This is a genomic window from Flavobacterium sp., assembly GCF_040402835.1.
Classification (GTDB): Bacteria; Bacteroidota; Bacteroidia; order Flavobacteriales; family Flavobacteriaceae; genus Flavobacterium.
Genome location: NZ_JBBALW010000033.1, coordinates 1 through 26493, shown reverse-complemented (window position 1 = coordinate 26493; position 26493 = coordinate 1). Strand labels below are relative to the sequence as shown.

26 protein-coding genes are annotated in these 26493 nt (G+C 32.5%); 7 read left to right on the top strand and 19 right to left on the bottom strand.

All coding sequences use genetic code 11. The features are described 5' to 3' along the window. The 5 genes from AC9UEH_RS10310 to AC9UEH_RS10290 form a co-directional block, all read right to left on the bottom strand. Positions 1–392: hypothetical protein (locus AC9UEH_RS10310; protein ID WP_509531443.1), on the bottom strand; the 392-nt coding region annotated here is incomplete at its 3' end. A gap of 59 nt (positions 393–451) precedes the next feature. Next, positions 452–1135, bottom strand: coding sequence for a GLPGLI family protein (locus AC9UEH_RS10305; protein ID WP_509531442.1), 684 nt, complete (start codon positions 1133–1135; stop codon positions 452–454). 60 nt (positions 1136–1195) lie between these two features. Then, on the bottom strand, positions 1196–1438 hold the full coding sequence (locus tag AC9UEH_RS10300) for a hypothetical protein (protein ID WP_509531440.1): 243 nt from the start codon (positions 1436–1438) through the stop codon (positions 1196–1198). A 362-nt stretch (positions 1439–1800) separates the two neighbouring features. Beyond that, positions 1801–2526, bottom strand: coding sequence for a GLPGLI family protein (locus tag AC9UEH_RS10295; RefSeq protein ID WP_509531438.1), 726 nt, complete (start codon positions 2524–2526; stop codon positions 1801–1803). A 44-nt stretch (positions 2527–2570) separates the two neighbouring features. Next, positions 2571–2879 carry a hypothetical protein gene (locus AC9UEH_RS10290; protein WP_509531436.1) on the bottom strand — a complete coding sequence of 103 codons (309 nt, stop codon included), beginning with the start codon at positions 2877–2879 and terminating at the stop codon, positions 2571–2573. A 224-nt stretch (positions 2880–3103) separates the two neighbouring features. Here AC9UEH_RS10290 and AC9UEH_RS10285 point away from each other — a divergent pair, with 224 nt between their 5' ends. Continuing rightward, entirely contained in the window at positions 3104–3415 is a 312-nt protein-coding gene (locus AC9UEH_RS10285; protein ID WP_509531434.1) for a helix-turn-helix transcriptional regulator, read from the top strand. Positions 3416–3565: 150 nt separating this feature from the next. On the opposite strand, the gene AC9UEH_RS10280 is transcribed toward AC9UEH_RS10285, so the two are convergent. Then, the gene (locus AC9UEH_RS10280) at positions 3566–5917 is read right to left on the bottom strand and encodes an efflux RND transporter permease subunit (RefSeq protein WP_509531432.1); all 2352 of its coding nucleotides are present in this window, start codon (positions 5915–5917) and stop codon (positions 3566–3568) included. 194 nt (positions 5918–6111) lie between these two features. On the opposite strand from AC9UEH_RS10280, the gene AC9UEH_RS10275 reads away from it, so the two are divergent. Further along, positions 6112–8382 carry a cation:proton antiporter gene (locus AC9UEH_RS10275; RefSeq protein WP_509531430.1) on the top strand — a complete coding sequence of 757 codons (2271 nt, stop codon included), beginning with the start codon at positions 6112–6114 and terminating at the stop codon, positions 8380–8382. Positions 8383–8412: 30 nt separating this feature from the next. Here the strand turns inward: AC9UEH_RS10275 and recO are convergent, their stop codons facing one another. The 5 genes from recO to AC9UEH_RS10250 form a co-directional block, all read right to left on the bottom strand. After that, positions 8413–9126, bottom strand: coding sequence for a DNA repair protein RecO (recO, locus tag AC9UEH_RS10270; protein ID WP_509531428.1), 714 nt, complete (start codon positions 9124–9126; stop codon positions 8413–8415). A 38-nt stretch (positions 9127–9164) separates the two neighbouring features. Then, a complete protein-coding gene (porZ, locus tag AC9UEH_RS10265; protein WP_509531426.1) occupies positions 9165–11468 on the bottom strand; it encodes a type IX secretion system anionic LPS delivery protein PorZ in 2304 nt (767 codons plus the stop codon). Positions 11469–11583: 115 nt separating this feature from the next. Beyond that, on the bottom strand, positions 11584–12927 hold the full coding sequence (gdhA, locus tag AC9UEH_RS10260; protein ID WP_509531424.1) for an NADP-specific glutamate dehydrogenase: 1344 nt from the start codon (positions 12925–12927) through the stop codon (positions 11584–11586). A 263-nt stretch (positions 12928–13190) separates the two neighbouring features. After that, complete coding sequence (locus AC9UEH_RS10255) at positions 13191–14336, bottom strand: cystathionine gamma-synthase (RefSeq protein WP_509531423.1); 1146 nt, start codon at positions 14334–14336, stop codon at positions 13191–13193. Between the two features lie 101 nt (positions 14337–14437). Further along, a complete protein-coding gene (locus AC9UEH_RS10250) occupies positions 14438–14893 on the bottom strand; it encodes a DinB family protein (RefSeq protein WP_509531422.1) in 456 nt (151 codons plus the stop codon). A 76-nt stretch (positions 14894–14969) separates the two neighbouring features. Here AC9UEH_RS10250 and AC9UEH_RS10245 point away from each other — a divergent pair, with 76 nt between their 5' ends. From AC9UEH_RS10245 to nadD, 5 genes are all read left to right on the top strand, one after another. Continuing rightward, positions 14970–15326, top strand: coding sequence for an arsenate reductase family protein (locus AC9UEH_RS10245; RefSeq protein ID WP_509531420.1), 357 nt, complete (start codon positions 14970–14972; stop codon positions 15324–15326). Beyond that, positions 15319–16230, top strand: a complete 912-nt coding sequence (locus AC9UEH_RS10240) for a DMT family transporter (protein WP_509531419.1) — start codon at positions 15319–15321, stop codon at positions 16228–16230. The genes AC9UEH_RS10245 and AC9UEH_RS10240 overlap by 8 nt, the downstream gene beginning before the upstream one ends. 58 nt (positions 16231–16288) lie before the next feature. Beyond that, entirely contained in the window at positions 16289–17149 is an 861-nt protein-coding gene (locus tag AC9UEH_RS10235) for a YicC/YloC family endoribonuclease (protein ID WP_509531417.1), read from the top strand. Between the two features lie 91 nt (positions 17150–17240). Then, a complete protein-coding gene (gene gmk / locus AC9UEH_RS10230; RefSeq protein WP_509531416.1) occupies positions 17241–17825 on the top strand; it encodes a guanylate kinase in 585 nt (194 codons plus the stop codon). Positions 17826–17882: 57 nt separating this feature from the next. Further along, complete coding sequence (nadD, locus tag AC9UEH_RS10225) at positions 17883–18494, top strand: nicotinate (nicotinamide) nucleotide adenylyltransferase (protein ID WP_509531414.1); 612 nt, start codon at positions 17883–17885, stop codon at positions 18492–18494. 125 nt (positions 18495–18619) lie between these two features. On the opposite strand, the gene proC is transcribed toward nadD, so the two are convergent. The 8 genes from proC to serS form a co-directional block, all read right to left on the bottom strand. Further along, a complete protein-coding gene (proC, locus tag AC9UEH_RS10220) occupies positions 18620–19396 on the bottom strand; it encodes a pyrroline-5-carboxylate reductase (protein ID WP_509531412.1) in 777 nt (258 codons plus the stop codon). 41 nt (positions 19397–19437) lie between these two features. Further along, positions 19438–20847, bottom strand: a complete 1410-nt coding sequence (gene mgtE / locus AC9UEH_RS10215) for a magnesium transporter (protein WP_509531410.1) — start codon at positions 20845–20847, stop codon at positions 19438–19440. Next, on the bottom strand, positions 20837–21616 hold the full coding sequence (rsmA, locus tag AC9UEH_RS10210; protein WP_509531408.1) for a 16S rRNA (adenine(1518)-N(6)/adenine(1519)-N(6))-dimethyltransferase RsmA: 780 nt from the start codon (positions 21614–21616) through the stop codon (positions 20837–20839). Before rsmA ends, mgtE begins: the two co-directional genes overlap by 11 nt. Before the next feature lie 78 nt (positions 21617–21694). Further along, the gene (locus AC9UEH_RS10205; protein ID WP_509531406.1) at positions 21695–22225 is read right to left on the bottom strand and encodes an ORF6N domain-containing protein; all 531 of its coding nucleotides are present in this window, start codon (positions 22223–22225) and stop codon (positions 21695–21697) included. Positions 22226–22340: 115 nt separating this feature from the next. After that, a complete protein-coding gene (locus AC9UEH_RS10200) occupies positions 22341–22652 on the bottom strand; it encodes a DUF4286 family protein (protein ID WP_509531404.1) in 312 nt (103 codons plus the stop codon). A gap of 64 nt (positions 22653–22716) precedes the next feature. Beyond that, positions 22717–24495: a tetratricopeptide repeat protein gene (locus AC9UEH_RS10195; RefSeq protein ID WP_509531402.1), complete on the bottom strand. Its 1779-nt coding sequence runs from the start codon at positions 24493–24495 to the stop codon at positions 22717–22719. Positions 24496–24606: 111 nt separating this feature from the next. After that, a complete protein-coding gene (locus AC9UEH_RS10190) occupies positions 24607–24996 on the bottom strand; it encodes a hypothetical protein (protein WP_509531400.1) in 390 nt (129 codons plus the stop codon). A 69-nt stretch (positions 24997–25065) separates the two neighbouring features. Continuing rightward, positions 25066–26337 carry a serine--tRNA ligase gene (gene serS, locus AC9UEH_RS10185; protein ID WP_509531398.1) on the bottom strand — a complete coding sequence of 424 codons (1272 nt, stop codon included), beginning with the start codon at positions 26335–26337 and terminating at the stop codon, positions 25066–25068. Between the last annotated feature and the right edge of the window lie 156 nt (positions 26338–26493).

Here is a 26493-nt window from a genome sequence, read left to right as displayed (position 1 = left end):
TTTGATATTTCCCAACCACTTGTAATTGTATTGGATTTTATCAATTCATTTTGGTTGGTTTTAATTAGAAGTTCTTTTTTTATTAAATCTATATAGAATGTTTTAGATGTTGTATAAGCAATCTTAGATAATTCAAGCAATGAATCGTCAGTCAGGTCACTTTCTAAAATCTCTTTACTTTTAAATATTGAATTATTATCGTTGAATTTTAATTCAAAAATTTGCTTCTTCCCTGTTTCGATAATTTGTCTTATATTGTCGTTTTGTGGATTTCCCTCTTTAAATATTACATTTATGTCCACAATATAATATTCAACTATACCCGATTTATTTTGAGAAAAAGAAAGAGTTGCATTTAACAAAAAGAAAATAAATATAAATTTTTTCGACATCTTTAATTATAAAAGTTGATTTGTTTAAGCTAGCTTTAGGATATTATTTTTAAAAATAGTTATTTCGTTTTGAATATTTCTGATATCTTTTTATCTAAATCTTCTTTAGAAATCCTACTCCCTGTATTTGGCTTTTGAATTAATTGCAATCCTTTTAAATTTAAATTTATTTTTTCAACACCATATAATACATTTCTTTCTTGTAATTCAAATATTAATCCTGGTAAATCGCCATAACCTAAAGGCCCAAAAGGGATGGCTATTTTTGGTGAATACCACGCAACAATTGGAAATTTGAAAATGCCCGATGAACCATCATTTCGAACAAATTCAGATGTTGCTTTATAACAAGTGTAGCCATCAATTATTTTTGTTTCATTATGAAGTATCCATTTTGTATCCCTGTTTTCAATAATAATAATATTTCCAAAATCCGGGTCGTTTTCTGGCCTTAAAGAAAATAATGAATCTTTTTCTTTATAATATATATTTTTACTTTTGTTATTTCCTTCAACTGATATTGCTCCTTCATATTTAAAAATGGATTGGATTGGATCAAATTCAAGAATATACTTTTCACTTTCTTTATCAACTATGTAATTTGTTTTATCTTCTTTGCTTAATGATTCAAATAGTTCATCGCTTCCTACTTTAACTTTATAATGAATAGACCCATTAAGAATTTGAGAATTAATATATGATGAAAAAAGTAGTAATAGCGTTGTGATTATTTTAGATTTCATTTAAAAAATATTTTATAAAGACGGTCTGAATTATTATGACCGCCTTTAGTTGTTAAAAAATTAAGCCGGTGTAACCTTTTTTACTTGTCTACAGGCTTCTTTAGCCTCTCTTGCCTTTTCTCTTGACAATTCTTCACCAAAACCGCGACTTACCCAAATATAATAAGTATCATAAGCAATTTCATCACAAATGTCACTTACAAATACCATTGATTTAGATTCAACTTTTACCTCAACAACACTCGCCATCGAAACCCCACTAAAAGCTACCAATGCGATAGCTGTAAAAAATAATTTTTTCATAATTTGTAATTTTTAAAATTAAACATTTTTTTGTTATACAAAGTTGTTTCTCGAGAACTATTTTGCTTTAACAAATGAAAGAATGTTTTTTTTTAATAAAAAAAGCCTTTTTAGCCTTTTTTAGGGCTAAAATAGCCTGAAAATAAATTATGAAAAACTATTTTAAATTGTACTTTTATATACATTTGGGTATAACTAACTGCTTTTTAAGTATAAATTATCTGATTTTGGGGAAATGAAACTCGTAAGTAGAGTAAATAATAATATAAAATTTATCCTACTTTATTAAATTAAAAAAAACACAATCCCAAAAAAAGGAAATGTGTCATTTTTTAACATTAAAGACTCAAATTTATTTGCCCTTATTTACTATCATTTAAAAGCATTTCTTTTGATTTTTCCAAAAAATCAATAGCTAAGGTTTGGAATTCAGATTCAGAAATTATTTTTTTTTCATTAACGTTAAAATCAAACTTTTTCTTTGAATTAAATTTAATTTCTTTAACAAAATATGTAACTTTGTCATCAGACAATTTTAAAATTAAACCTGGTAAACCATTGTATTCCTTTGGGCCAAAGCTCAATGGAATTTTACTTGCATACCAACTTGTAATTAATATTTTTCTACCATCGATCAATTCTTTAACTTTTGTAGCTTTTAAGCATTTATAATCACCAATTTTTTTGGTTTCATTAATTAATACCCAAGGATTCTGATTTTCAATCTTAACATAAATTTTCTCATTAGAAGATAAATTTCTTTGAGAAATAGTTGTATTATTAAATAAATAGTATTCACCATTACTAGATATGCCTCTTACTATAAGATTTGCAATTCTATTGTTTATTAATTTGTCAATCGTTTTAAATCTTGAATTTTTCGATTTATTTATAAGTAATTCAAAATCAAAATTATCGAATTCAGCATCAACTCCTCTAAAATCATCTCTAACTAATTCACTTACAGTTTTTTGGTCGCTTTCAATAGAACCATTAGAAGGTTTTATACCATAAATAATTTCTGTATTTTGTGAAAATACGATACTGTTAACACAAATAATAAAGAAAAATAATATTATGTTCTTCATTTAATAATAAAATTTATAAATTTATTAATTGAAAATTAAACTAATTATTGTTTGCATAGTACTCCGCTTGCAGATCCTCCTTCATTTCCATACATACAATTTTGAAAATGACCCTGAGCAAGTTCTCTAGCAAGACCGGAGTTTTCGTATCCTAAATATGAACTATAATAATTCAAATAGGCACTGTAAACTTTCATGCACTGATCTATTCTAGGTATATTATCTTCTGATACTTTCTTTAATTTTGTTTCATGTTTTGTAATTTCAATCTCCTTTTTTACTTTTACATTATTTGCCATTGAAACCGCGCTAAAAGCTACCAATGCGATAGCTGTAAAAAATAATTTTTTCATAATTTGTAATTTTTAAAATTAAACATTTTTTTGTTATACAAAGTTGTTTCTCGAGAACTATTTTGCTTTAACAAATGAAAGAATGTTTTTTTTAATAAAAAAAGCCTTTTTAGCCTTTTTTATGGCTAAAATAGCCTAAAAATAAAAATATAAACTACAGTTTATTTGAATTAAAACAATTAAATTTGAAAAACTTACTTATTAATTGCCAAAATTAAATCTATATGAACCAAGAAATCGTAAACAAACTCAGAAAACTTCGCATCGAAAAGGGATTCTCAAAACAAGATATGGCCGTAAAATTAAATATTGAATTATCAGCTTATATTCGACTAGAATCTGGAAGAGTAAATACTTGGGGGAAATACTTTAGAGAAATATGCCTCATTTTTAAAATAAATCCAAGTGAGTTTTTTGATGATATAATAGTAGTAGAAACGTCTTTGAACACAATACAACCAGTAATTGTAGAGAGAGAGAGAGAGAGAGAGACAAATATTAGACACATAAGTAGTAAGTGCAAGACTCTATTCTAAAAAGTGTGTAAGTTCAAAAAAATAGGGGTTTGACTTTTTTTTAAAGTTGAACCCTTTTTTCAAAAAATATTAAAAAACAGTACAAATCTGAGTTCAACATTTGAACAATTATATCCATTAAATATCATTATGGCAATGTACTTACCCAAATTAGTTCTCTTCTGTAATGGTCTTCCTTTTTTCAAATGTGAGTACCAAAGCGGGTAAAACCAAAAGGTTGGCAAACATGGCAAATAGCAAGGTGCAGGAAATTAAGCCGCCCAGTGCTACGGTGCCGCCAAAACTGGAAAGTGTGAAAATAGCGAAGCCAAAAATCAGGACAATTGAGGTGTAAAAGGTGCTAATACCTGTTTCTCGCAAGGCGCTAAAAACTGATTTTTTGATTTTTCCGTTGTTTTGAATGAGGTCGTGGCGGTATTTTGCCATAAATTGAATGGCGTTGTCCACGGAAATTCCAAAGGCGATGCTAAACACTAAAATCGTTGATGGTTTCAGGGGAATTCCTAAATAGCCCATTAATCCCGAGGTGATGCAAAGCGGCAAAATGTTGGTGATTACGGAAACGAAAATCATTTTTGTCGAGCGAAACATATACGCCATCAGCCCTGCGATTAGGAAAATGGCAAATATTAGCGATTCGATTAAGTTGTTTATGAGGTAAGTTGTACCTTTTTGGAACACCAGAGCTTTTCCTGTAAGCGTAACTTCATAGCGGTCTTTTGGGAAAATTTCTTCGATTTTTGTTCTTAATTTCCCTTCAATTTTCGACATGTCTTTGGTGCCGATATCTTTCATAAAAGTCGTAATTCTGGCATATTGACCCGTAGAATCAACATAGCTTTTCATTAGATTTTCTTTCGAGTTTTTAGTGGCATTTTTGGCATACGAAAGGATAAATACTTGCTCTTGAGAAGTTGGTAATTCGTAAAATTCAGGCTTTCCGTTGTAGAATGCTTGTTTGGAATATTTCACCAAATTGACAATTGAGACCGGTTTTGAAAGTTCTGGAATTTGCTCAATCGTTTTTTGCAATTCGTCCATTTTTTTCATTGTGGACAATTTCATAACGCCTTTTTTATGCTTGGTGTCAATCATAATTTCAAGTGGCATTACGCCATTGAATTCTTTTTCAAAAAATACAATGTCTTTAAAAAACGACGCACTTTTTGGCATTTCACCAATTAAACTACCTGAAACTTTCATTCGCACTACGCCAATTACACTGAAAACCAATAGCAATCCATAAATGGAATAGATATAAGTACGTTTGGTTTTTACAATGTGTTCTACCCAATCCAAAACCCAAGAAAGGTAGGTTTTGCTTAAATGATACAAATGCTTTTCCTTTGGAACGTGCATAAAACTGTACATTATTGGCACAACAACCAGCGTTAAAAGATACACTGTGATTACATTTATGGAAGTTACTAAGCCAAATTCAAATAGCAAATCGTTACCCGTAATCATAAAAGTAGCAAATCCAGCCGCAGTTGTAAGGTTCGTCATTAAGGTAGAAACTCCGATTTTTGAAATCACCCGCTGTAAAGCTTTTGCTTGATTATGGTGCAATTTTATTTCTTGTTGGTATTTATTGATGAGAAAAATACAATTTGTAATTCCAATTACAATGATTAATGGTGGGATTATTGCCGTTAGAATTGTGATTCTGTAATGAAGTAATCCTAAGGTTCCAAAAGACCACATTACGCCAAAAAGCAAGATGAATATAGAGATAAAAGTAGCCCTGTAAGAACGGAAAAAAAAGAAGAAAATCAAGGATGTTATAAGCAAAGCGGCGCCTATAAAAAGTCCGATTTCGCCTTTCATATTTTCGGCATTGATGGTTCTAATGTATGGCATTCCTGAAACGCGAAGGTCTATTCCAGTGGCTTTTTCAAACTTATCGATTTTTGGAATAAGGTTTTCAAGGATAAATGTTTTTCTTTCGGCAGTATTTACAATTGATTTTTTCAAGTAAATTGCCGAACGAATACTACCTGATTTTTTACTAAATAATAGCCCTTCGTAAAACGGCAAATTATTAAAAAGTTCCAACTTTATTTTTTGTAAATAGGCAGGATTTATCGTTTGATTTTGATCAATAAGCGGCACCAATTCAAATTTTTCTGCCAAGGTATCTTTTTGTAATTTCTTTAAATCGTTCAAAGAAACCACCAATTCAACTTCTTTAGAATTTTTTAGACCTGTCATTAATTCATTCCAAGCAGCAAAGGCTTTTGGAGTGAAAAAGTTGGGGTCTTTGAAACCAATAACGATTAAATTTCCCTCTTCACCAAATTTAGTTAGGAAATCGTCATATTGTCTGTTTACGATGTGTTTTTTGGGAAGCAAATTGGCCTCAGTATAGGTCATACTTAAGTTTTTCCATTGCAAACCAAGGAAAATTGTGATAGCAACGATAATTACCAGTATTGTGATTCTATAAGTAAGGATTAATCGGGCGATAAATTCCCAAAAACCTACCTTCAATGTCTTTTTCATAAACGGTTTTAATGCGAGCAAAGGTAATTAAAACCTATAAAATTTATATAAATTCAGAATTTATTTTAATGAAATAATTGTTATTAAATAAACTCCAATTTTATATTTGCGTAATCATTTATGAGTTATATTTATTCCTATATTTGATTTTTGAATCTTTGCACATAAAATCTTTTAAAACCGCTTAATAAGCTATGAAAAACTTTAAAAATACCTTTTTTTATTTTACTGTAACTGGCGGTTTTACAGCATTAATCTATTGGATTATTTCAAAAGGAAAGGTTTTAGAAACGGTAAAAATAGTATCAAAAGTTGCAAAACCAAATAATCATTGGAACGATTTCATTTCCTCAATGATTCTCAATTTTCAAGATCCATTAGCGATTTTGTTGGCGCAAATTATCACAATTATCATTGTTGCTCGTTTTTTTGGTTGGATTTTTAGAAAAATTGGACAGCCATCAGTAATTGGAGAAATTATTGCAGGGATTTTTCTGGGGCCTTCCTTATTAGGAATGTATTTTCCCGAATTTTCATTAGCACTATTCCCTATACAATCATTAGGAAATCTACAGTTTTTAAGTCAAATTGGACTAATCCTTTTTATGTTTGTCATTGGAATGGAATTGGATTTAAAAGTACTTAGAAATAAAGCCAATGAGGCAGTGGTAATTAGTCACGCCAGTATTGTAATCCCTTTTGCGCTTGGAATTGGGCTTGCTTTTTATGTTTATAAATCATTTGCTCCCGAAGGGATTCCTTTTTTATCTTTCAGTTTGTTTATGGGAATCGCAATGAGTATTACCGCATTTCCAGTTTTAGCTAGAATTGTTCAAGAGCGTGGTATTCATAAAACAAGATTGGGCGCCATCGTAATTACTTGTGCTGCAGCCGATGATATTACCGCTTGGTGCTTGCTTGCAGTTGTAATTGCAATTGTAAAAGCAGGAACATTTGATAGTGCTTTATATGTAATTGCGCTCGCTTTTATATATGTTCTTGTAATGATTTTTATCGTAAAACCATTCCTAAAAAGAGTCGGTGACTTATATGCAAAAAGTGAAAATTTAAGCAAGCCCGTTGTTGCAATATTTTTTCTGACCTTGATTCTATCTTCATATGCAACAAATATAATTGGGATTCACGCTTTATTTGGCGCTTTTATGACGGGAGTTATTATGCCCGATATTTCAAAATTCAGAACTATATTTATTGAAAAAGTAGAAGATGTTTCGGTAATATTATTGTTGCCTTTGTTTTTTGTATTTACAGGTTTACGAACTCAAATCGGGTTGATTAATGACCCCTATATGTGGAAAGTTACGGGTTTTATTATTCTTGTAGCCGTAGTTGGAAAGTTTTTTGGAAGTGCCCTTGCTGCAAAATTTGTAGGTCAAAGTTGGAGAGATAGCCTTACAATTGGAGCATTAATGAATACTCGTGGACTTATGGAATTGGTGGTTTTAAACATTGGTTTGGACCTAGGGGTACTTACTCCAGAAGTTTTTACAATGATGGTTATTATGGCATTGGTAACCACTTTTATGACTGGACCAGCTTTAGATGTTATCAATTGGGCGTTCAAAACGAAGGACAATTTCGTGCCACAAGAAATTACAAGCACTAGCAAATACAAGATATTATTGTTCTTTGGCAACAACGAAAAAGGGAAATCTCTATTGAGATTAGCGAGTAGTTTGGTTAAAAAACAAAAAGAAAATGTGAACATTACAGCAATGCACATGATTTTAAGCAATGAAATGCATTCTTATAACATGGATGAATATGAAATTGATAGTTTTCTTCCAATATTAAATGAGTCTAAAATTTTAGACCAAAAAATATCTACCGTTTTTAAAGCAACCGTTGACATTGAAACTGATATTGTAGATATTGCCAATCAAGGCGAATACGACTTATTGCTTGTGGGTCTAGGAAAATCAATTTTTGAAGGAACGCTACTTGGAAAGGTATTAGGATTTACAACTAGAATCATAAACCCAGACCGTTTAATTGATAAGTTTACTGGAAAAGAAGGACTGTTTGAAAATTCCCCATTTGATGAAAGAACACGTCAAATAATTTCTAAAACCAAAATGCCTCTTGGTATTTTAGTTAATAAAAATTTACAAGAGGTAAACCAAGTTTTCGTCCCTATTTTTAGTTCGGAAGACTTGTTTTTATTGGATTATGCACAAAAATTAATATATAATAATGACTCTAAAATAACTGTTTTAGATTATAATAGCAATATAAAAAATAATTTTATTTTTGAAAATGCTGTTAGCGCTTTAGAAAAAAATTATCCTAATAATATGACTTTATTGAATGATAAAGCCATAAAAAAGGAATTTTTGAACCAACACGATTTAATGATAATTAGTCTTGAAAGTTGGAAGAAATTGGTTGATTCTCAAAGCGATTGGTTGAGCGATATTCCTTCTGTTTTAATAATTAAAACGTGATATTTTTCTATAAATTCAATTAATTAATATTTACAAAAACACCTCTTTCAACACCTCTAGAGATTTCGGTTTTCTAAATCCATCTAAATGAAAACTATAGTAGTCAATTATAATTTTCAGTAGTAATTGTCTTTCGATAATATGAAAGGTTTTCAAGTCGCTTTCAAATTTTAGACTAATTAATTTTTTAAAAAGGGATGTTTCGTGAACCGACAGTGAACTAATGGCGTTGAAAGGCGAGAAAACTCCTTCCGTCATTTCGAAGTAAGGTAAATCAATATCGGAAATATCTGGATAAAAACCTAAATACTTCGTGGCCTCTAGCAGGAAAATGAGATGAAAATTTGCCATGTCATCGTGAGTATCCAACCATAATAATGCCGTTTCTAAATAAGTAAATAATGCTTCGTTTTCTTCTTCCTCATGAATGGAATAATGCATCATTTCTGATAAAAATAAAACGATAGTGCTTTTTGTTATCGTATTGTGAATAGTTTGAAAAGGAATTGCTAATTTAATTTCTTTGAAGTTTTCCAAAGTGCCTTTATTTTTATGAATGGCTTCTATTTCAAGTATTGAAAAAGGTTGAAAATAAGCGATTTTTTGATTGGACTTTCTTGATGAAAATGCATCTCGAACAAAGTATGATTTTAAACCATCGGAAAGCGTAAAGCATTTAACGATCAGGCTTTTTTCTTGGAATTTTAAAGATGAAATTACAATGGCTTTGGTTTTAACTAACATTTTTTTGTTGAAAATTTAAAATTGAGAAGACAAAAAAATCACCTAATTATCATTATTTTTTTAACTTTTGTTTCTAAACCATCTTGAGCAGAAATAAAAATCATATAAACACCCGAGGCAACTTTGTATTTTCCAAATGCTTTGGTATCCCATTCGATAGTTCCTCCTTCTGAAATTTCTTCATAAACCAAATTCCCTTCAATATCGGTTATTTTTACCGTGCATTTATTCAAAAGTCCACTAATTTTTACAGTTCCTTCAAATTCAGGGCGTACTGGATTAGGATAAACATTCACATTACTCAAATCGGAACTTGCAGTAGTTGCAGTTCCTTTAAACGAAACCATCCCTTTGTCAGTAGCAAAAAAGACTTCCCCCGTAGTTGGATTTATATCAATATCATTTATACCATTACTGGGCAAAGGAGAATTGCTAGTAGTGAATCTTTGCAGGGTTTGTTGCCCATCAGAAGAAAATTGGAATACGCCCGAATCGGCAGTTCCAACCCATTTATTATTAGCGCCATCTACAACAATATCGGTAATGAATTGCTCGTATAATAACTCTTGAGCCAACCCATTTTCTAATATTATTATAGAATTAGATGTCAATTGAGCATCAGTTGAAAAGCGATCTACACTTGAAAGCACCCTTAATCCGCTTGTAGTACCAATCCATAACTGATTTCTAGTATCAATGGCAACTACTCGAGCATCTACAACAGGGAGATTGCCTAAATCGGCTCCAAGGGATATTTTTTTAAATACAGTGCTATTTTCTTTGTAACCAATCACTCCGTCATAGTTAGAGGCCATCCATTTTGTACCGTTTTTATCCACAACAACTTCTCCATAACTATCTTCATAATAGCGCTGTAAAATAGATTCCATAGGGACACTTGACCAAGCGCCTTGTGGGGTTAGTTTTTTTAACCCGTTTTTTGACCAACCATTTCCCACCCATAGATTTCCTGATTTGTCAAATCCGGCGCCATTAATACGAATATCTTTATAATTTGAATTTGGAGGGTTTAAAACCAATGATTCTAATGTGCTATTGCTTTCATTGTATAAAATAACAGGAATATTATTCTCAACCTTTAATAATCCTGAAAAAAAAGAACTAATAAAAACCTGATTAGTATTACTTGGATTAACGGTTATTTTACAAAGCGCTTTAGCACCCAAAACAGCCGAATATGGCGTGTTCAACCATCCGTTTTCTGAATATTTACTAAACCCGTATGTGTTCAACCCATTAAAATCATACGTGTAAGGATTATAATCTGACGAATATCCCCCATAAACTGCCCATACATTTTTTGTGGAAGCATTAATTGCAAAAAGGGCATTTCTGGAAGGGCCGTCTGGGCTTAAAAATGTAAAAGTTGTGGGATTTACAACGGTGGTTGTTAGGATTCCATCCTCTAATGTGCCGATATAAATATCGTTATTGATACTTGTAGCACACGTAAATTTAGCTGTAATATTAGGGATTTGACTGCTGTTTATTTGTAATACTAAACTTAAATTTTGATTGTAAATATATACATTTGACTCAGTTGTAACCAATAAATAATTTCCACTAGCTCTTAAATCTTTTGCAACTAGAGGAAGTGTCGTAAAAGACACAAATACGGCACCATTATATTTAAAAACTTGCCCCCAATTCGCAGTTGCGATTAATTCTGTGCCAAAAGTTTCAATCCCAGAAAACCCTCCGCTTATTACTTGTGTCCATTGATTATAATCATTCAAATTTGGATTTGCAATTGCCGCTCTTCGTATTCCATTTGCAGTTGCGGCATAGATATATCCATTGAAAACCGCTGTTTGGGATATTTTAATTTCTGTTCCTAAATCCCCTATTCTGTAAGTGTCGCCAAAACCAGAGGTCGTTAAATTATACTGAACGATTCCAAAATCGCATGAAACATAGAGAATCCCATCTTTTTCCATGAAATGGTTGACTCTTTTTAAATTTTGATTGACACCATTTGTGATAATATCTACAACGTTTAAAATGGAACCATCGGCTTCGTTAACAATTGTAATTAACCCATTTTCATACCCAATTATCGTTTTGTTAAACGCAGCACTATGATACATTGAAGTAATGGTCTGACCAGAAAGCCCGTCAATTGTATTGGTAGTTTTAAGTGTATTAGTTGCTAAATTTTTAGAAAATAGGGCGTTTTCTGCGGCAGCAAAAAAAGTAGTTGGAGATTGTGAAATGTCTTTTATTTCCTTGTATGAAAAATAACCTTTCCACATTTGACTATTTTGGGAATGGCCAATTTGAATAGATAAAAAAAATAAAAGTAAGGCGAAGAAATATTTCATTTTCAATTGTATTAAATGACAAATATACTATAAAACGAAATTATTTTGCTTTTCATATACAAACAAAAAAAATGCCCTACAATTTGCAGGACATTTAGAACTATAATACTATAAATTATACTACACCTTGCGCTAACATTGCGTCAGCTACTTTTACAAATCCAGCGATGTTTGCTCCTTTTACGTAGTCAACATAACCGTTTGCATCAGTACCGTATTGCACGCATGAAGCGTGAATGGCAAGCATAATATTTTTTAATCTTTCATCAACTTCTTCGGATGTCCAGCTTAATCTCAATGAGTTTTGAGACATCTCTAATCCTGAAGTTGCTACTCCACCTGCGTTTGAAGCTTTTCCTGGTGCAAATAATATTTTTGCTTTTTGGAAAACAATTACAGCTTCTGGCGTTGTTGGCATATTAGCTCCTTCTGCAACACAGATACATCCGTTTGCAACGAGCATTTTTGCTTCGTCTTCGTTCAATTCATTTTGAGTTGCACAAGGCAAAGCCACATCGCATTTTAATTCCCAAGGACGTTTCCCAGCAACAAATTTAGCAGTTGGATATTTAGTCAAATAGTCGCTGATTCTTCCTCGGAGTTCATTTTTGATTTCCATTATAAAAGCCAATTTAGCAGCATCAATTCCGTCAGCATCGTGAATATATCCTGATGAATCTGACATTGTAACTACTTTTCCTCCCAATTGAGTTGCTTTTTCAGCAGCATATTGCGCTACATTTCCAGAACCAGAAACAACTACTGTTTTACCAGTAAAGCTTTCACCTTTAGTTTTTAACATGCTTTGTGCAAAATACACATCACCATATCCAGTTGCTTCGGGACGTATTAATGAACCTCCAAAAGAAATTCCTTTTCCAGTTAAAACCCCTGTAAATTCATTTCTTAGTCTCTTATATTGACCAAACATATAACCAACTTCTCTTCCTCCAACACCAATATCTCCTGCTGGGACATCGGTATTTCCTCCAATGTGTTTAGACAATTCCGTCATAAATGCTTGACAAAAACGCATCACTTCATTATCTGATTTCCCTTTTGGTTCAAAATCGGCACCCCCTTTTCCACCGCCCATTGGCAATGTAGTTAAGCTATTTTTGAATGTTTGCTCGAAAGCTAAAAATTTCAAAATACTTAAATTTACCGATGGATGAAAACGAATACCACCTTTGTAAGGTCCGATAGCAGAATTCATTTGAATTCTATATCCTCTGTTCACTTGGATTTCCCCTTTATCATTAGTCCAAACTACTCTGAATGTAATGATACGCTCGGATTCCACCATTCTTTCCAAAAGCATTTTGTTTTGGTATTTTTTATTTTCCTCAATAAACGGAATTACTGTTTCAGCAACTTCGTGAACTGCCTGCATAAATTCAGGCTCATTTGGATTTCTTTTAGCTACTGCTTCTACAAAAGATGTAATACTTTCTGACATACTATTAATTTATTTAACGGTTTAAGAAAACGTTTTCGTATTTATTGTGCAAATATACATTATAAACAATAATGGGCATATTTTATTTTTATTTATCAATAGAATTATCTATTTATTAAGATAAATTAAAAATACATACATTTAATTCAACTTTTGCTATGATATGTTTATTTTATTCTTTAGCATCTTAGCATTTTTATGACATATTGTATGTTGGGTTTTATATAAAAAAGAACCCATTTCAATCGTTTCATTTATGAGTGTTAAGCTAATGCTTGTTTTAAATCTTCAATAAGGTCTTCAATATCTTCAATTCCAACGCTCAATCGAACTAAATCATCTGTAATTCCAACTTCTTTTCGTTTGGCTTCAGGAATAGAAGCGTGCGTCATTAATGCAGGGTGATTTGCCAGTGATTCTACTCCTCCTAGAGATTCTGCTAAAGTGAAAACTTTTAATTTTTCAAGAAAATGAATAGAATCTTCTTTTTGCCCTGAAATAAATGTAAACGAAACCATTCCTCCAAAACCGCTCATTTGTTTTTTAGCAATTTCATGATACGGGTGGCTTGGTAATCCAGGATAATAAACGGTTTTTATTTTAGGATGATTGTTTAAAAATTCAGCTACTTTCCCCCCATTTTCGCAGTGTCTTTGCACTCGTAAATGCAATGTTTTTATACCTCTAAGAACCAAAAAGCTATCCATTGGGCCTAATGTTGCTCCTGTTGCAAATTGCTGAAAGTGCAATTGATTTCCTAATTCTTCGTCTTTCACAATTAGCGCTCCCGCAATTACATCGGAATGTCCTCCAAGATATTTTGTGGCAGAATGCATCACAATATCAGCTCCTAAATCCAATGGTTTTTGCAAATACGGCGTTGCAAAAGTATTGTCAACGGCAAAAAGTATCTTTTTTTCTTTGGTGATTTTTGCAATTTCTTGAATATCTGCCAACTTCATTAAAGGATTTGTTGGCGTTTCAACCCAAACTAATTTGGTGTTTTCATTGATTAACGATTTGAATTTCTCAATATCGTTCATATCTACAAAATGAAATTTTATTCCTGAATCTTTATAAATCCGAGTAAACATTCTATAGGTTCCGCCATATAAATCGTCCATTGCAATGATTTCATCGCCTGACTTAAAGGAGCGCAAAAGACAATCTGTTGCTGCCAATCCTGACGAAAATGCCAATCCACGAGTTCCATTTTCAATGCTCGCCAATGCATTTTCTAAAGCAGAACGCGTTGGATTTGCAGCGCGACTGTATTCGTAATCTGGATTCAAAGGTTGCCCAGGGCTCGTTTGCACAAAGGTAGAAGTTTGATAAACGGGTGGCATTACGGCTCCAGTTGCAGGATCGTGGTGTTGTCCACCGTGTATTGTTTTGGTATTGAATTTCATGTTTTATTTTTTTGTAAAGATACTAAGATATGTTTTTTAATACGAATTTGAATTCAAAAAGATTAGTGAAAATAGGGCACTTAATTGATTTTTTAAAACTACTAAATTAATTTTTTCAAAGTCATAATTACTCCAAGATGCAAAGCTTCGTGAAAATAATTGAAAGCCATAGCATCTAAAATGTTTTTTATAACAAATCCAGTTGATGTAGGATATTCGGAAAAATTTGCAAAAAGTTTTTTGTCAAAATCAACTCTAGTTTGATCAATGGTTTTGAATATTAATCCTTTAATTTCAGTAACTTCAGCTTCTGTAACTTGGTGTTCTGGTTTAGTGCCTTTCTTATATTTTTCAACCATTTGATCGGAAATAATCATTGGCAAACCAGCTAATCTATAAACTAACATTTGCTGTACAACTATAATATGGGCAATATTCCAAATTAAATTATTGTTAAAGCCCTCTGGAATAGTATTAAGTTGTTCTAATGTGTGCGTTTCTAAAAATTGGGACAGTATTTTTCTACTACTTCTTGTAATTTCGAATGTTTGTTGCATTTTTTAAATTTTTGATAAAATTAGTCATTTTCCGTATCAAATGAATTTCCTTTGTAAAATATTAACTGCTATTCAAATGAACAAAATATATTACTTGGCTTCGTGTGATACGTGTCGCAAAATTATAAAATCGCTTCCAAAAGGGAATGATTTGGTTTTTCGTGACATCAAGCAAAACCCAATTACGGAAGAAGAATTGGACAAAATGCACCAACTTTCAGGAAGTTATGAAGCACTATTCAGCAAAAAAGCAGTTTTATATAAATCAATGGATTTAAAAAATAAAGCGCTGACGGAATCTGATTATAAAAAGTTAATATTGGAACATTACACCTTTTTAAGTCGTCCCGTATTTGTGATTAATGATGGCGTTTATATTGGCAACAGCCAGCAAAATATGCTTCAAGTAATGAAAGTTTTGAATAATGTCTAAAAGAAATATTGCCTTAATTGGCGCAACGATTGTTTCCATAATTTACGGAGTAACCTTCACGATTGCAAAAGACGTAATGCCTAAATACATTGATGCTTACGGCTTTATTTTGTTGCGCGTGGGCGGTTCGGTACTTTTATTTTGGGTAATTTGGCTTGTAATGCGCCTGTTGAAAATTGGAACTATTGAAAAGATAGCGTCCAATGATTTTCCTCGTATTATTGCGTGTGCTTTTTTTGGTGTTGCTTTAAATATGCTTTCGTTTTTTAAAGGTTTAAGCATGACTTCGCCCATTTCTGCAGCCGTAATTATGGTGTGTACGCCTTTAATAGTTTTGGTTTTATCGGCTATAATTATTAAGGAAAAGATGCGCAAAAGGAAAGTTTTTGGAATCTTTTTGGGATTATTTGGCACTTCTTTTTTGATACTTTACGGAAAATCAGTTGGCGATACTTCATCGGCAAGTTTGGGGAATTTTTTGGTTTTAGTCAATGCTATTTCTTATGGTTTTTACCTCGTAATCGTAAAAAAATTAATGGATAAATACAATGCTTTTACATTTGTAAAATGGATTTATTTATTTGGATTTATAATGGTTTTGCCTTTTGGCTGGAGCCAATTTCAAAGCGTTGATTGGGCGATTGTTCCAACAGATATTTTATGGAAAATTGGTTTTGTAGTCGTGTTTTCAACCTTTTTCACGTATTTGTTGAACCTACTTTCTATGCGAGAATTGAATCCAACTTTGGTGGCAGTTTTCGTTTATTTGCAACCTCTATTCGCTACTATTTTTGCCATCGGATTAGGAAAAGACGAATTGAATTGGGTGAAAATCGGTGCTGCAATTTTGATATTTTCAGGGGTTTATTTGGTAACCGCTAAGAAAAAGGAACAACCACAATAAAATTGAAAACGACCACTGAAAAGTTTTTCATTATCTTTGAATACATTTTAAGAAAATTATGATACAATCGATGACGGGTTTTGGGAAAGCAACGTTGCAATTACCAACAAAAAAAATAACAGTTGAAGCCAAATCTTTAAACAGTAAAGGGTTAGATTTAAGCGTAAGAATGCCTTCACTTTACCGAGAAATGGAACTGGGATTACGCAACGAAATCGCTTTGGCATTAGAACGCGGAAAGATTGATTTCTCTATTTTTATTGAAAGTACTGCCGAACAAACTTCTTCAAAAGTGAATGTGCCAATCGTAAAAGCCTATATAGCTCAACTTCGCGATGTTTATGCCTATGCAGATGAAACTGAATTGATGAAAATGGCCGTTAGAATGCCAGACGCTTTGAAAGTAGAACGCGACGAAATTGATGAAAATGATTGGGTTCAAATTCAAACAGTTATCAAAGAAGCACTTGCCAATATTTTGAATTTCCGTCAAGCGGAAGGGTTGTCGTTAGAGAAAGAATTTCAGTTGCGAATTGGGAATGTCCGACAGTATATGAACGATGCTTTGGCGCTCGATCCAGAACGTGTTCAGGCAATAAAAGATCGTTTGCAAACCGCTATTTCTGAATTGAAAGTCAATGTTGATGAAAATCGTTTTGAGCAAGAATTGATTTATTATTTGGAGAAATTAGATATCACAGAAGAAAAAGTTCGATTGACAAATCACCTGGATTATTTTTTAGAAACTATAAAAGGAACAGAAGCCAACGGAAGAAAATTAGGATTCATCACACAAGAAATGGGTCGTGAAATTAATACGATGGGTTCCAAATCAAATCATGCACAAATGCAAAAATTAGTCGTGATGATGAAGGATGAATTGGAGAAAATTAAGGAACAGGTTTTGAATGTGTTGTAAAAGCCCCCTAACCCCCAAAGGGGAATAAATCAGAGAGGTTTCAATATAAAATAGAGGATGAGATTGCTTCGTGCCTCGCAATGACATATAGATGAAAAAAGGAAAATTAATAGTTTTTTCGGCACCTTCGGGATCGGGAAAAACTACCATAGTTAGACATTTACTTGGAAGAGAAGATTTGAATTTAGAATTTTCTATTTCGGCAGCTTCCCGTGAACCTCGGGGCGAAGAAGTGAATGGAAAAGATTATTATTTTATTTCTACGGAAGAGTTCAAGAAACACATCAAAGGGGAAGATTTTTTAGAATGGGAAGAAGTGTATCGAGATAATTTTTACGGCACATTAAAAAGCGAAATCGAACGCATTTGGGCTTTAGGAAAAAATGTAATTTTTGATATTGATGTGGCTGGTGGATTGCGTATTAAACATAAATTTCCCCAAGAAACATTGGCAGTTTTTGTAAAACCACCAAGCATCGACGAGCTTAAAATCCGTTTAAAAAAACGTTCTACAGAAAGTGATGATAAAATCAATATGAGAATTGCAAAAGCGTCAGTGGAATTGGCAACAGCCCCACAATTTGATAAAATTATAAAAAATTACGATTTGGAAACCGCTAAAGAAGAGGCATATCAATTGGTAAAAGCATTTGTAAACACAGATTCCGAAAATTAACACAGATTTAATTTGTGATAATTTGTGAAATTTGTGTTAGATTAATAAAGAGAATTTATGAAAATCGGACTTTATTTTGGAACGTTTAATCCCATTCACATTGGGCATTTGATTATTGCCAATCACGTGGCAGAATATTCTGATGTGAAGCAAGTTTGGATGGTTGTAACCCCTCATAATCCACTAAAAAAGAAAGATACTTTGCTTAACGATTCTGTTCGGTTGGAATTGGTTCATTTGGCAACAGAAGACTACCCAAAAATTAAACCTTCGGATATAGAATTCAAATTGCCACAACCCAATTATACTGTAAATACCTTGGCTTATTTACAAGAAAAATATCCTAAAAATGAGTTTTCATTAATTATGGGTGAAGACAATTTAAAGTCTTTTCACAAATGGAAAAACTATGAAGTGATTCTCCAAAATCACGATATTTATGTCTATCCACGACTTGACGCGAAAGACCATACAACCAAAATAATCCCTTCAAAAAATAACTATTTAACTTTCAAAAATTATCCTAAAATTCATTTTATTGCTGCGCCAATTGTAGAAATTTCTGCTACATTTATTCGGGAATCGATAAAAAACAAAAAGAATGTTCAGCCACTTTTACCTAATAAAGTGTGGGAATATATAGATCACAACAATTTGTATAGAAAGTAATAAACGTTAATTTATTGCATTAGGGATGGCAGTGAAAATCCCACACTTTTTAGTGTGGATTGAAACGAACAGCCCGACCGCACTGTAACGGTAGTGGAAGTGGGGTAATGCCCAAAATAAAAAAATTATTCTTTGATTTTCTTTAGGGAAGTCTTGATTCCTTTGATTAGTGAGGAGCTGAAACCTTCGTGTTCCATTTCGTTGAGACCAACAATTGTGCAGCCTTGCGGTGTGGTTACGCGGTCTATTAATTGTTCGGGATGGATTTTTTCTACTAATGCCATTGTTGCGGCTCCTTTTGCAGTTTGTGATGCAATAGAAAGTGCGGTGGCAGCATCGAAACCAATTTCAATTCCGGCTTGCATTGAGGCGCGAATGTAGCGTAGTGCATAAGCGGTTCCACAGGCGCCAAGAACGGTTGCGGCGTCCATTAATTTTTCGTCAATTACGGAAACAGTGCCCAAATCATTGAACAATTGGATGACTTTTTGTGCGTCAATTTTGTCTTTTTCAAGATAGGAAATACAAGTTGCCGATTCGCCAAAACGGGCAGCAATATTCGGCATTATGTGGATTATTGCGTGTGCAAAATTGGTTTTCTCTTGAAGCGATTCAATTGACAATCCACTTACTGCCGACGCAATGATTTTGTTTTTTATTGTTGGTAAAATCTCTTCTAAAACTACGTCAACTTGGTATGGTTTTATGGTTAAAATGATAATATCTGCCTCTTGAATTTGGTGCTTATTATCTGACGAAACTATAATTCCTTGTTGCTCTAAATGCAGAATGCTTTCGGTGTTTCGTCTGGTAATTGTTACTTGATTTCCAGACGAATATTTAGAGATTCCAATAGCAATTGCCACACCTAAATTTCCGCCACCGATGATGTGAATTTTCATTTTTGTACTTGTGTTATGTAGTTATTTTATTCTTTTGTATGCTATAATAGTTTGCCATTCAAGAATAGCATTGCAATTGAAAAGTAAATAATTAATCCTGTTACATCTACTAAGGTTGCCACAAAAGGAGCCGATGATGTTGCGGGGTCTAATTTAAGTTTTTTTAATAAAAAGGGAATCATAGAACCCGAAAGTGTTCCCCATAAAACGATAAAGACTAGAGAAACTGCAACTGTCATTGCAATAAAAAGCCAATATATCCCATAATCATGAATTCCTAAATTCTGCCATATTAAGATTCGTATAAAGCCAACAAAACCAAGTATGGAGCCTAATAGAAATCCAGAAGCGATTTCTTTTTTCATCACATACCACCAATCTTTTAGGTCTAATTCTTTTAACGCCATAGCACGGATTATTAACGTTGCGGCTTGCGAACCTGAGTTACCACCACTGGAAATAATTAATGGTATAAACATAGTAAGAACAATTGCTTTATTAATTTCCCCTTCAAAAAAGCCCATGGCTGAAGCGGTAAATAATTCTCCTAGAAATAGAACAACCAGCCAAGTTGCTCGTTTTTTTACCATTTCAAAAAGTCGTGTTTGCACATAAGGCAAGTCTAATGCTTCCAAACCCCCAAACTTTTGAATATCCTCTGTATCTCTTTTTTCTATTTCTTCTTTTATAACGTCAATTACATCATCAATAGTTATCCGACCTACTAAATGTCCTAATTCATCTACAACAGGAATGGCTTCTAAGTCGTACTTGTCCATAATTCGAGCCACCTCAACATCTGCCATATCCACATCAACATAATTTAATTTTCGAATGTAAAATTCACTAATTGGTGTTTTTGTAGTAGGCGCCGTTAGCAAATCCTTTAGGGACAAACGCCCTTTTAGCATGTTTTCATCATCTACAACATAAATAGAATGTACTTTCGAAATATTTTCTGCTTGAATACGCATTTCTTTCACACAAGTCATTACGTTCCAATTTTCATTGACTTTAACTAGTTCTTTGTGCATAATTCCACCCGCAGTTTCTTCATGATAGCGAAGTAAATCAACAATGTCTTTAGCATGTTCTTCATCTTCAAGCTCAGAAATTACTTCGTTCTTTTTTATTTGTGATAATTCTCCGATTATATCGGTCGCATCATTAGTGTCGAGTTCGTCTAATACTTCGGCAATTTCTTTTGAAGAAAGTCTTCCAAGTATTTTCTCCCGCAAATCATCACTAAGTTCTAATAAAATTTCTGCAGTTTTTTCACTATCTAAAACTTTAAAAACATAAATAGCTTTTTTAAAACTAAGTTTTTCAAGAATTTCAGCTATATCAGCATAGTGAACATCATTAAGAAGAACCTCTAATTGTTGTTCGTTTTCAGTTCTTATGAGTTGCTTTAATTCAATAATGAATTTTTTGCTGATTTTAAACTCCATCGGCTTCTATTTTTTGGGTGAGTTCGATAAATTGTTGCACGTTCAACTGCTCTGGACGAAGGTCAAAGATAGTGTCTTGTCGCAAATTATCCGACAAATTTAGTGTTTTTAAACTATTCCGCAATGTTTTTCGACGTTGTTGAAAAGCAGTTTTTACTACGGTAAAGAATAATTTTTCGCCACAAGGCAAACTATAATCTGATTTTCGACGCAATCGAAGTACCCCAGATTTTACTTTTGGCGGCGGTATAAATACGTGTTCGTCCACCGTGAATAGGTATTCGGCATCGTAAAAAGCCTGAACCAAAACCGATAAAATACCATACGCTTTAGTGCCTTTTTTCTCACAAATTCTTTCGGCTACTTCTTTTTGAAACATTCCTGCAAATTCTGGAATTTGATGGCGGTATTCTAACGTTCGGAAAACGATTTGTGTAGAAATGTTGTAAGGGAAATTACCAATTATACCAAATTGCTTGCCTTCAAAAGTTTCATTTATATTGTATCTCAAGAAATCTTTTGAAATGATTTTATCTTTTAATTTCGGAAAATTTTCGTCTAAATATGTCACCGATTCAGTGTCAATTTCAATTACATAAGTAGTAACAGGCTTTTCCAATAAATACTTTGTCAAAACTCCCATTCCTGGCCCGATTTCCAATACGTCTTGATAGCCCTCAAAATTCAACGTATCTGCAATAGCTGCAGCGATACTTTCGTCTTTTAAGAAATGCTGTCCAAGGTGTTTTTTTGCTTTTACTTTTTCCATAATATCATTGTGAGGCACAACGCCAACTTACTTTTTTGTTGAAACAAATAATCAGAATAGTATAAATTAATGATTGAACTATTTTTTATATCCGATTTTTTCCCGTTCCGTTTTTGTTTCTTTTTTTTCGATTAATTCATCAAGATATTGAAAAACGAGTTCAATATTTTTCCCTTGATTTTCTATTTTCTTTTTGATTGTTTCCACGTCCAAACGTAATTCGGTAGTTTCGGCAAGCATTTGTCTGATTTTTGTAAATATTCTCATAATTTGAATATTTGTTTGAATCGCTTTTTCACTGTTCAATATACTCGAAAGCATCAATACTCCGTGTTCAGTGAAAACCATAGGTGCGTACCTTAATCCCATCCTATCTGAATTGGAGGTCGCAAATTGCGACCTCCAATTTTCAAATTCTTCTTTGGTCAATTCAAACATGAAATCCTCGGGAAACCGACTAATATTCCTCCTGACTGCTTGTTTTAGAACTTTTGTTTCAATACCGTAGAGTACCGCCAAATCTCTATCTAATATTACTTTTTGATTTCTGATAAAGTAAATTTTGTTTATTACTACATCATCTGGAATTAACGAAATTTCGGTGCTCATAATTATAGTGTTTTGATGTGTTTTAAAATTGGAGGTCACAAATTGTGACCTCCAATAGTATTTTTATTCTATGTTGATGTCGCAAATTGCGACATCAAGTTTCTATAGAACCGCTTTAATGTTCTGAAATCAATTCTAATTCCGTTCTAAATGCCAACATTTTATCGCCAAATAAAGCCAGTGCTTCCTCTCTTAATCGTGGTGCGTCTTCATCATAATAGCGTTGCAATGTTTCTCTATTTTCTGTTGTATACTGAATAGAATAAGTTATTCCACCCATTTCTTCTTCAATCAAAACTTTTACCATTCGTGCCGATGAAAATTTCCCTGTTGCAAGAACATCATTTATATGTTTTTCTTGCATCCAAGTCATCCATTGGTCGTGAACACTTTCGTGAATATTGGTAGTTACGTTATAAATTATCATATTTATTGTTTAATCGTTGATATGTTTAACAGATTAACCGAATCAACGATTAACCAATTATATTTTAAAGTTCTTTATCTCCTCGCAATTCCCTGAATTTTCTTCTCGCATCTACAAAATAAATACTGTCTTCGTGATGGAACACTAATTTTTCATAAAGTGGTTTTGCCTTTTCTTTATCTTTTAGCTGTTTATTATAAATTTCGGCCGAAAAAAACAATGCTTCATCCACATAAATTCCATCAGAATGTTTGTCTATAATGGCTTGGTATTGGCTTAAAGCCGAAGAATAATCTCCTAATTTTTCGTATGTTTTTCCCAATCTATAAATAGTTACACTTTCAATTTCTTGTCCTTTGAAATTTTTCAGAATATCTTGAAATTGAAGCAATGCTACTTGTGTTTTATTTTGGTACAACAGATAATCTCCACGTGCAAATTGTTTCAAAGCAGTTTGTGTAGAATCGGCAACAGTATTGTCATTTATAAGAAGGAAGTATTCCAAAGCGTCGTTGGCAATTAATTGCGAGGAAACCGATTTCAGCTCTTTGAATTGTTTCAATGCCCAAACGAAATCAGCCTTGAAATAGCTTGTTTTTGCCGATTTCAAACTTGCTTCGTGACCAACAACGTCATTTTTTAAATCTTCCTCTATTTGAGAATAATACAAAGAGGCTTGGTTGAATTTTTCTTCAAATAAAAAGATATCTGCCAATTCCATTTTGACATCTGCCTTTTGATATTCGTTCAAAGGAAGGTCTAAAGCGGTTTTCAAAATGGCTTTTCCTTGCTTAGGATTTTTCATTTGAAAGGTATCAAAATGGGCTTTTAAGATTTGTAATTTTAAAGAATAAGGCGTAATTCCGAATTGTTTCAACAAGGAATTTAAGTCTGTTTCGATTGCAGACAAATCTTTTTCTAAAGGATTATTTATCTTCATTTCTGTAAGAAAATAATGTGCCTGAATTTGCAATTCCATATCCTGAGTATTCTCTAAAACAAAAGTCAAAATTTCTTTTGCCGTTTCTTTTTCGTCTTCTTCAATGGCAATTTGAGCCAAATTCACAATATTAGAAAGTGATTCAGGATTTCGTTTGTAAATCGCTTTTTCTTGAATAAAAGCTTTTCCGAATTCTTTTTGTTGCACAAAATACCAACTCAAATATTGATTCCAAAACACATCTTGGTTTTGCTGCGTGCGAAGTAATAAGGCTTTTCGCAAGGCATTATTAAAATTCACATCGGCATTTTCAGTCATAAATCTTGAGAACTGATTTTGAATTGCAATTAGGTTTTGAGGATTCTTGAATGATTCTTCCAAGAATTTTTCAATCATTTTATCCGAATCCCCTTTTTGTCCATAAAGCAATGCCATTTGAAAATTAAAATTGAGATTTTTATCTAAATCAAGTGCCATTTGATAAGCTTGCAACGCATAATCTATCAATACTTTTCTTTCAAAAACGGCTGCAATTGCATAAACTTCACTTGGATTTTTTTTGATTTTATCTAAAGCTTGCTCGAAATATTTTTTGGCTTTATTTTCGTCTTTTTGCAATTGATAATTAGAACCTAATTCTACTAAAAGCGCTGCTTGTTTGTATTTGTCCAAACGATTCAAAATCGCTTTTTCAGCAACTTCATATTGTTTTAATTGTTGCTGACATTCAATGGTTTTTTGGAAATAATAGCCATTTCCTGGTTGCGCGGTCAACAATTCTTGATAGGAAATTAGTGCTTTTTCAAATTCGCCTTTGTCAAAATAATTTTGCGCCAATTGCTCGTTTTGTGATAAAACAAATAGTGAGAAAAAGAGTGTGATGCAAAGAAAAATTTTTTTCATTTATTTCTAGTAAAAACGACAATGTACTAAAGTAACACTTTTGTGCTAAATTAGTACATCGTTTTTAATTAAGATTAACTTTTCGCTTTTGTAGGCTGGTAATTATTTTTATTATTCCATGTTTTTCCATGCAGAAACATCATTTTTTTTAATTTGTAATACTCCATATAAAAATAATGCTGCAATAGGCAAAGATATTAAAACAAGAATTTCATAAGTCCTCAGATAAGTTAGTATTGAACTTATTATTCCTATAATTACAAATCCAAAAAAAGCCCATTTTTTCCATTTAAGAAGTAAAATTATCAATCCTATTTGTATAAAGCACATTAAAATGGATTCAAAAATATTAATTGTAGTTGAATTTTTAAAATATTTAAAAATTAAATCATTTGGAAGAAAGAGATACATTATGACTGTGATGGAATTACTAATTATTAAAAGTATTAGCCAAAAAGTTACAAATGAGTGTCTTTGTTTTGGTGGTTGAAGGTTTTCCATTTTTTTAAATATTTTTCTATCTACTTCTTTATTTCAATGTTTCTATTTTGTTTTGACCTTTTTGCTTTTTTAGTTTATTATATCAAACCCGCAGTAAGAGCGCAAAACCTCTGGGATTACAATTCCTTCAGGCGTTTGATAGTTTTCTAATATTCCAGCCAAAACTCTTGGCAAAGCCAATGAACTTCCGTTTAAAGTGTGTGCCAATTGGTTTTTTCCGTCTTTATCTTTGAAACGCAATTTCAAACGATTGGCTTGAAAAGTCTCAAAATTTGATACCGACGAAATTTCCAACCAACGATCTTGTGCAGTTGAAAACACTTCAAAATCATACGTTAAAGCCGATGTAAAACCCATGTCGCCTCCACAAAGTTTCAAAATACGGTAAGGTAATTTCAATTCTTGAAGAATCGTTTTCACATGTTCGACCATTCCTTCCAATGCTTCATACGATTTATCAGGATGCTCAATTCGTACGATTTCTACTTTATCAAATTGGTGCAAACGGTTCAAACCACGAACGTGAGCACCATAAGAACCTGCTTCTCTCCGGAAACAAGGCGTATAAGCCGTTGCTAAAACTGGTAATTCATTTTCGTTCAAAATGACATCACGAAACAAATTTGTTACCGGAACTTCAGCCGTGGGAATTAAATATAAATTATCGGTGGCATCGTGATACATTTGCCCTTCTTTGTCTGGCAATTGCCCAGTTCCATAAGCCGAAGCTTCATTTACAAGATGAGGAACTTGGTATTCTTTATAGCCAGCATCGGTATTTTTATCTAAAAAATAGGTGATTAAAGCCCGTTGTAATTTTGCTCCTTTACCTTTATATACAGGAAAACCAGCACCTGTTATCTTATTTCCTAATTCAAAATCAATTATGTCGTATTTTTTTACCAATTCCCAATGTGGTTGCGCTCCTTCGTGTAAAACAGGAATTTCACCTTCTTGAAAAACGGTTACATTTTCTTCGGGAGTTTTTCCAACAGGAACACTATCTGCGGGAAGATTCGGCAAAGTATATAATTTTTCTAATAATTCATGCGCCAAAGCATCTGCTTTTTCAGCTAAATCTTTGCTTTTTTCTTTAAGAATTACAGTTTTTTCTTTTAATATAGCAGCTTTTGATTTTTCGCCACCTTTCATTAAATCGCCAATATCTTTGGATAATTTATTAGATTCAGATAAGATGTTGTCTAATTCTCCTTGCGTAGCTCTTCGTTTTTCATCTAATTGGACCACTTCATCAACTGTAACTTTGGCGTCCATATTTCTTTTGGCCAATGCTTTGATTACTTTTTCCTGATTTTCTCTAATAAATGCTATTTGTAACATATCGTAATTTTTATAAATCCCAAATTTATTTCAGGATTAAGTCGCAAATTTAATGATTTGTTTCTAAAGTTGCTATTTATTGATAATGGTTATTTTTTTAAAAATGACTAGTCCTAAATAATCGATACAGATTATTAGACAAAAATAGATAAATTA

Coding starts and splice junctions, on each gene's coding strand:
- AC9UEH_RS10305 (WP_509531442.1), bottom strand. CDS start 1,135: ATGAAATCTAAAATAATCACAACGCTATTACTACTTTTTTCATCATAT.
- AC9UEH_RS10300 (WP_509531440.1), bottom strand. CDS start 1,438: ATGAAAAAATTATTTTTTACAGCTATCGCATTGGTAGCTTTTAGTGGG.
- AC9UEH_RS10295 (WP_509531438.1), bottom strand. CDS start 2,526: ATGAAGAACATAATATTATTTTTCTTTATTATTTGTGTTAACAGTATC.
- AC9UEH_RS10290 (WP_509531436.1), bottom strand. CDS start 2,879: ATGAAAAAATTATTTTTTACAGCTATCGCATTGGTAGCTTTTAGCGCG.
- AC9UEH_RS10285 (WP_509531434.1), top strand. CDS start 3,104: ATGAACCAAGAAATCGTAAACAAACTCAGAAAACTTCGCATCGAAAAG.
- AC9UEH_RS10280 (WP_509531432.1), bottom strand. CDS start 5,917: ATGAAAAAGACATTGAAGGTAGGTTTTTGGGAATTTATCGCCCGATTA.
- AC9UEH_RS10275 (WP_509531430.1), top strand. CDS start 6,112: ATGAAAAACTTTAAAAATACCTTTTTTTATTTTACTGTAACTGGCGGT.
- recO (WP_509531428.1), bottom strand. CDS start 9,126: ATGTTAGTTAAAACCAAAGCCATTGTAATTTCATCTTTAAAATTCCAA.
- porZ (WP_509531426.1), bottom strand. CDS start 11,468: ATGAAATATTTCTTCGCCTTACTTTTATTTTTTTTATCTATTCAAATT.
- gdhA (WP_509531424.1), bottom strand. CDS start 12,927: ATGTCAGAAAGTATTACATCTTTTGTAGAAGCAGTAGCTAAAAGAAAT.
- AC9UEH_RS10255 (WP_509531423.1), bottom strand. CDS start 14,336: ATGAAATTCAATACCAAAACAATACACGGTGGACAACACCACGATCCT.
- AC9UEH_RS10250 (WP_509531422.1), bottom strand. CDS start 14,893: ATGCAACAAACATTCGAAATTACAAGAAGTAGTAGAAAAATACTGTCC.
- AC9UEH_RS10245 (WP_509531420.1), top strand. CDS start 14,970: ATGAACAAAATATATTACTTGGCTTCGTGTGATACGTGTCGCAAAATT.
- AC9UEH_RS10240 (WP_509531419.1), top strand. CDS start 15,319: ATGTCTAAAAGAAATATTGCCTTAATTGGCGCAACGATTGTTTCCATA.
- AC9UEH_RS10235 (WP_509531417.1), top strand. CDS start 16,289: ATGATACAATCGATGACGGGTTTTGGGAAAGCAACGTTGCAATTACCA.
- gmk (WP_509531416.1), top strand. CDS start 17,241: ATGAAAAAAGGAAAATTAATAGTTTTTTCGGCACCTTCGGGATCGGGA.
- nadD (WP_509531414.1), top strand. CDS start 17,883: ATGAAAATCGGACTTTATTTTGGAACGTTTAATCCCATTCACATTGGG.
- proC (WP_509531412.1), bottom strand. CDS start 19,396: ATGAAAATTCACATCATCGGTGGCGGAAATTTAGGTGTGGCAATTGCT.
- mgtE (WP_509531410.1), bottom strand. CDS start 20,847: ATGGAGTTTAAAATCAGCAAAAAATTCATTATTGAATTAAAGCAACTC.
- rsmA (WP_509531408.1), bottom strand. CDS start 21,616: ATGGAAAAAGTAAAAGCAAAAAAACACCTTGGACAGCATTTCTTAAAA.
- AC9UEH_RS10205 (WP_509531406.1), bottom strand. CDS start 22,225: ATGAGCACCGAAATTTCGTTAATTCCAGATGATGTAGTAATAAACAAA.
- AC9UEH_RS10200 (WP_509531404.1), bottom strand. CDS start 22,652: ATGATAATTTATAACGTAACTACCAATATTCACGAAAGTGTTCACGAC.
- AC9UEH_RS10195 (WP_509531402.1), bottom strand. CDS start 24,495: ATGAAAAAAATTTTTCTTTGCATCACACTCTTTTTCTCACTATTTGTT.
- AC9UEH_RS10190 (WP_509531400.1), bottom strand. CDS start 24,996: ATGGAAAACCTTCAACCACCAAAACAAAGACACTCATTTGTAACTTTT.
- serS (WP_509531398.1), bottom strand. CDS start 26,337: ATGTTACAAATAGCATTTATTAGAGAAAATCAGGAAAAAGTAATCAAA.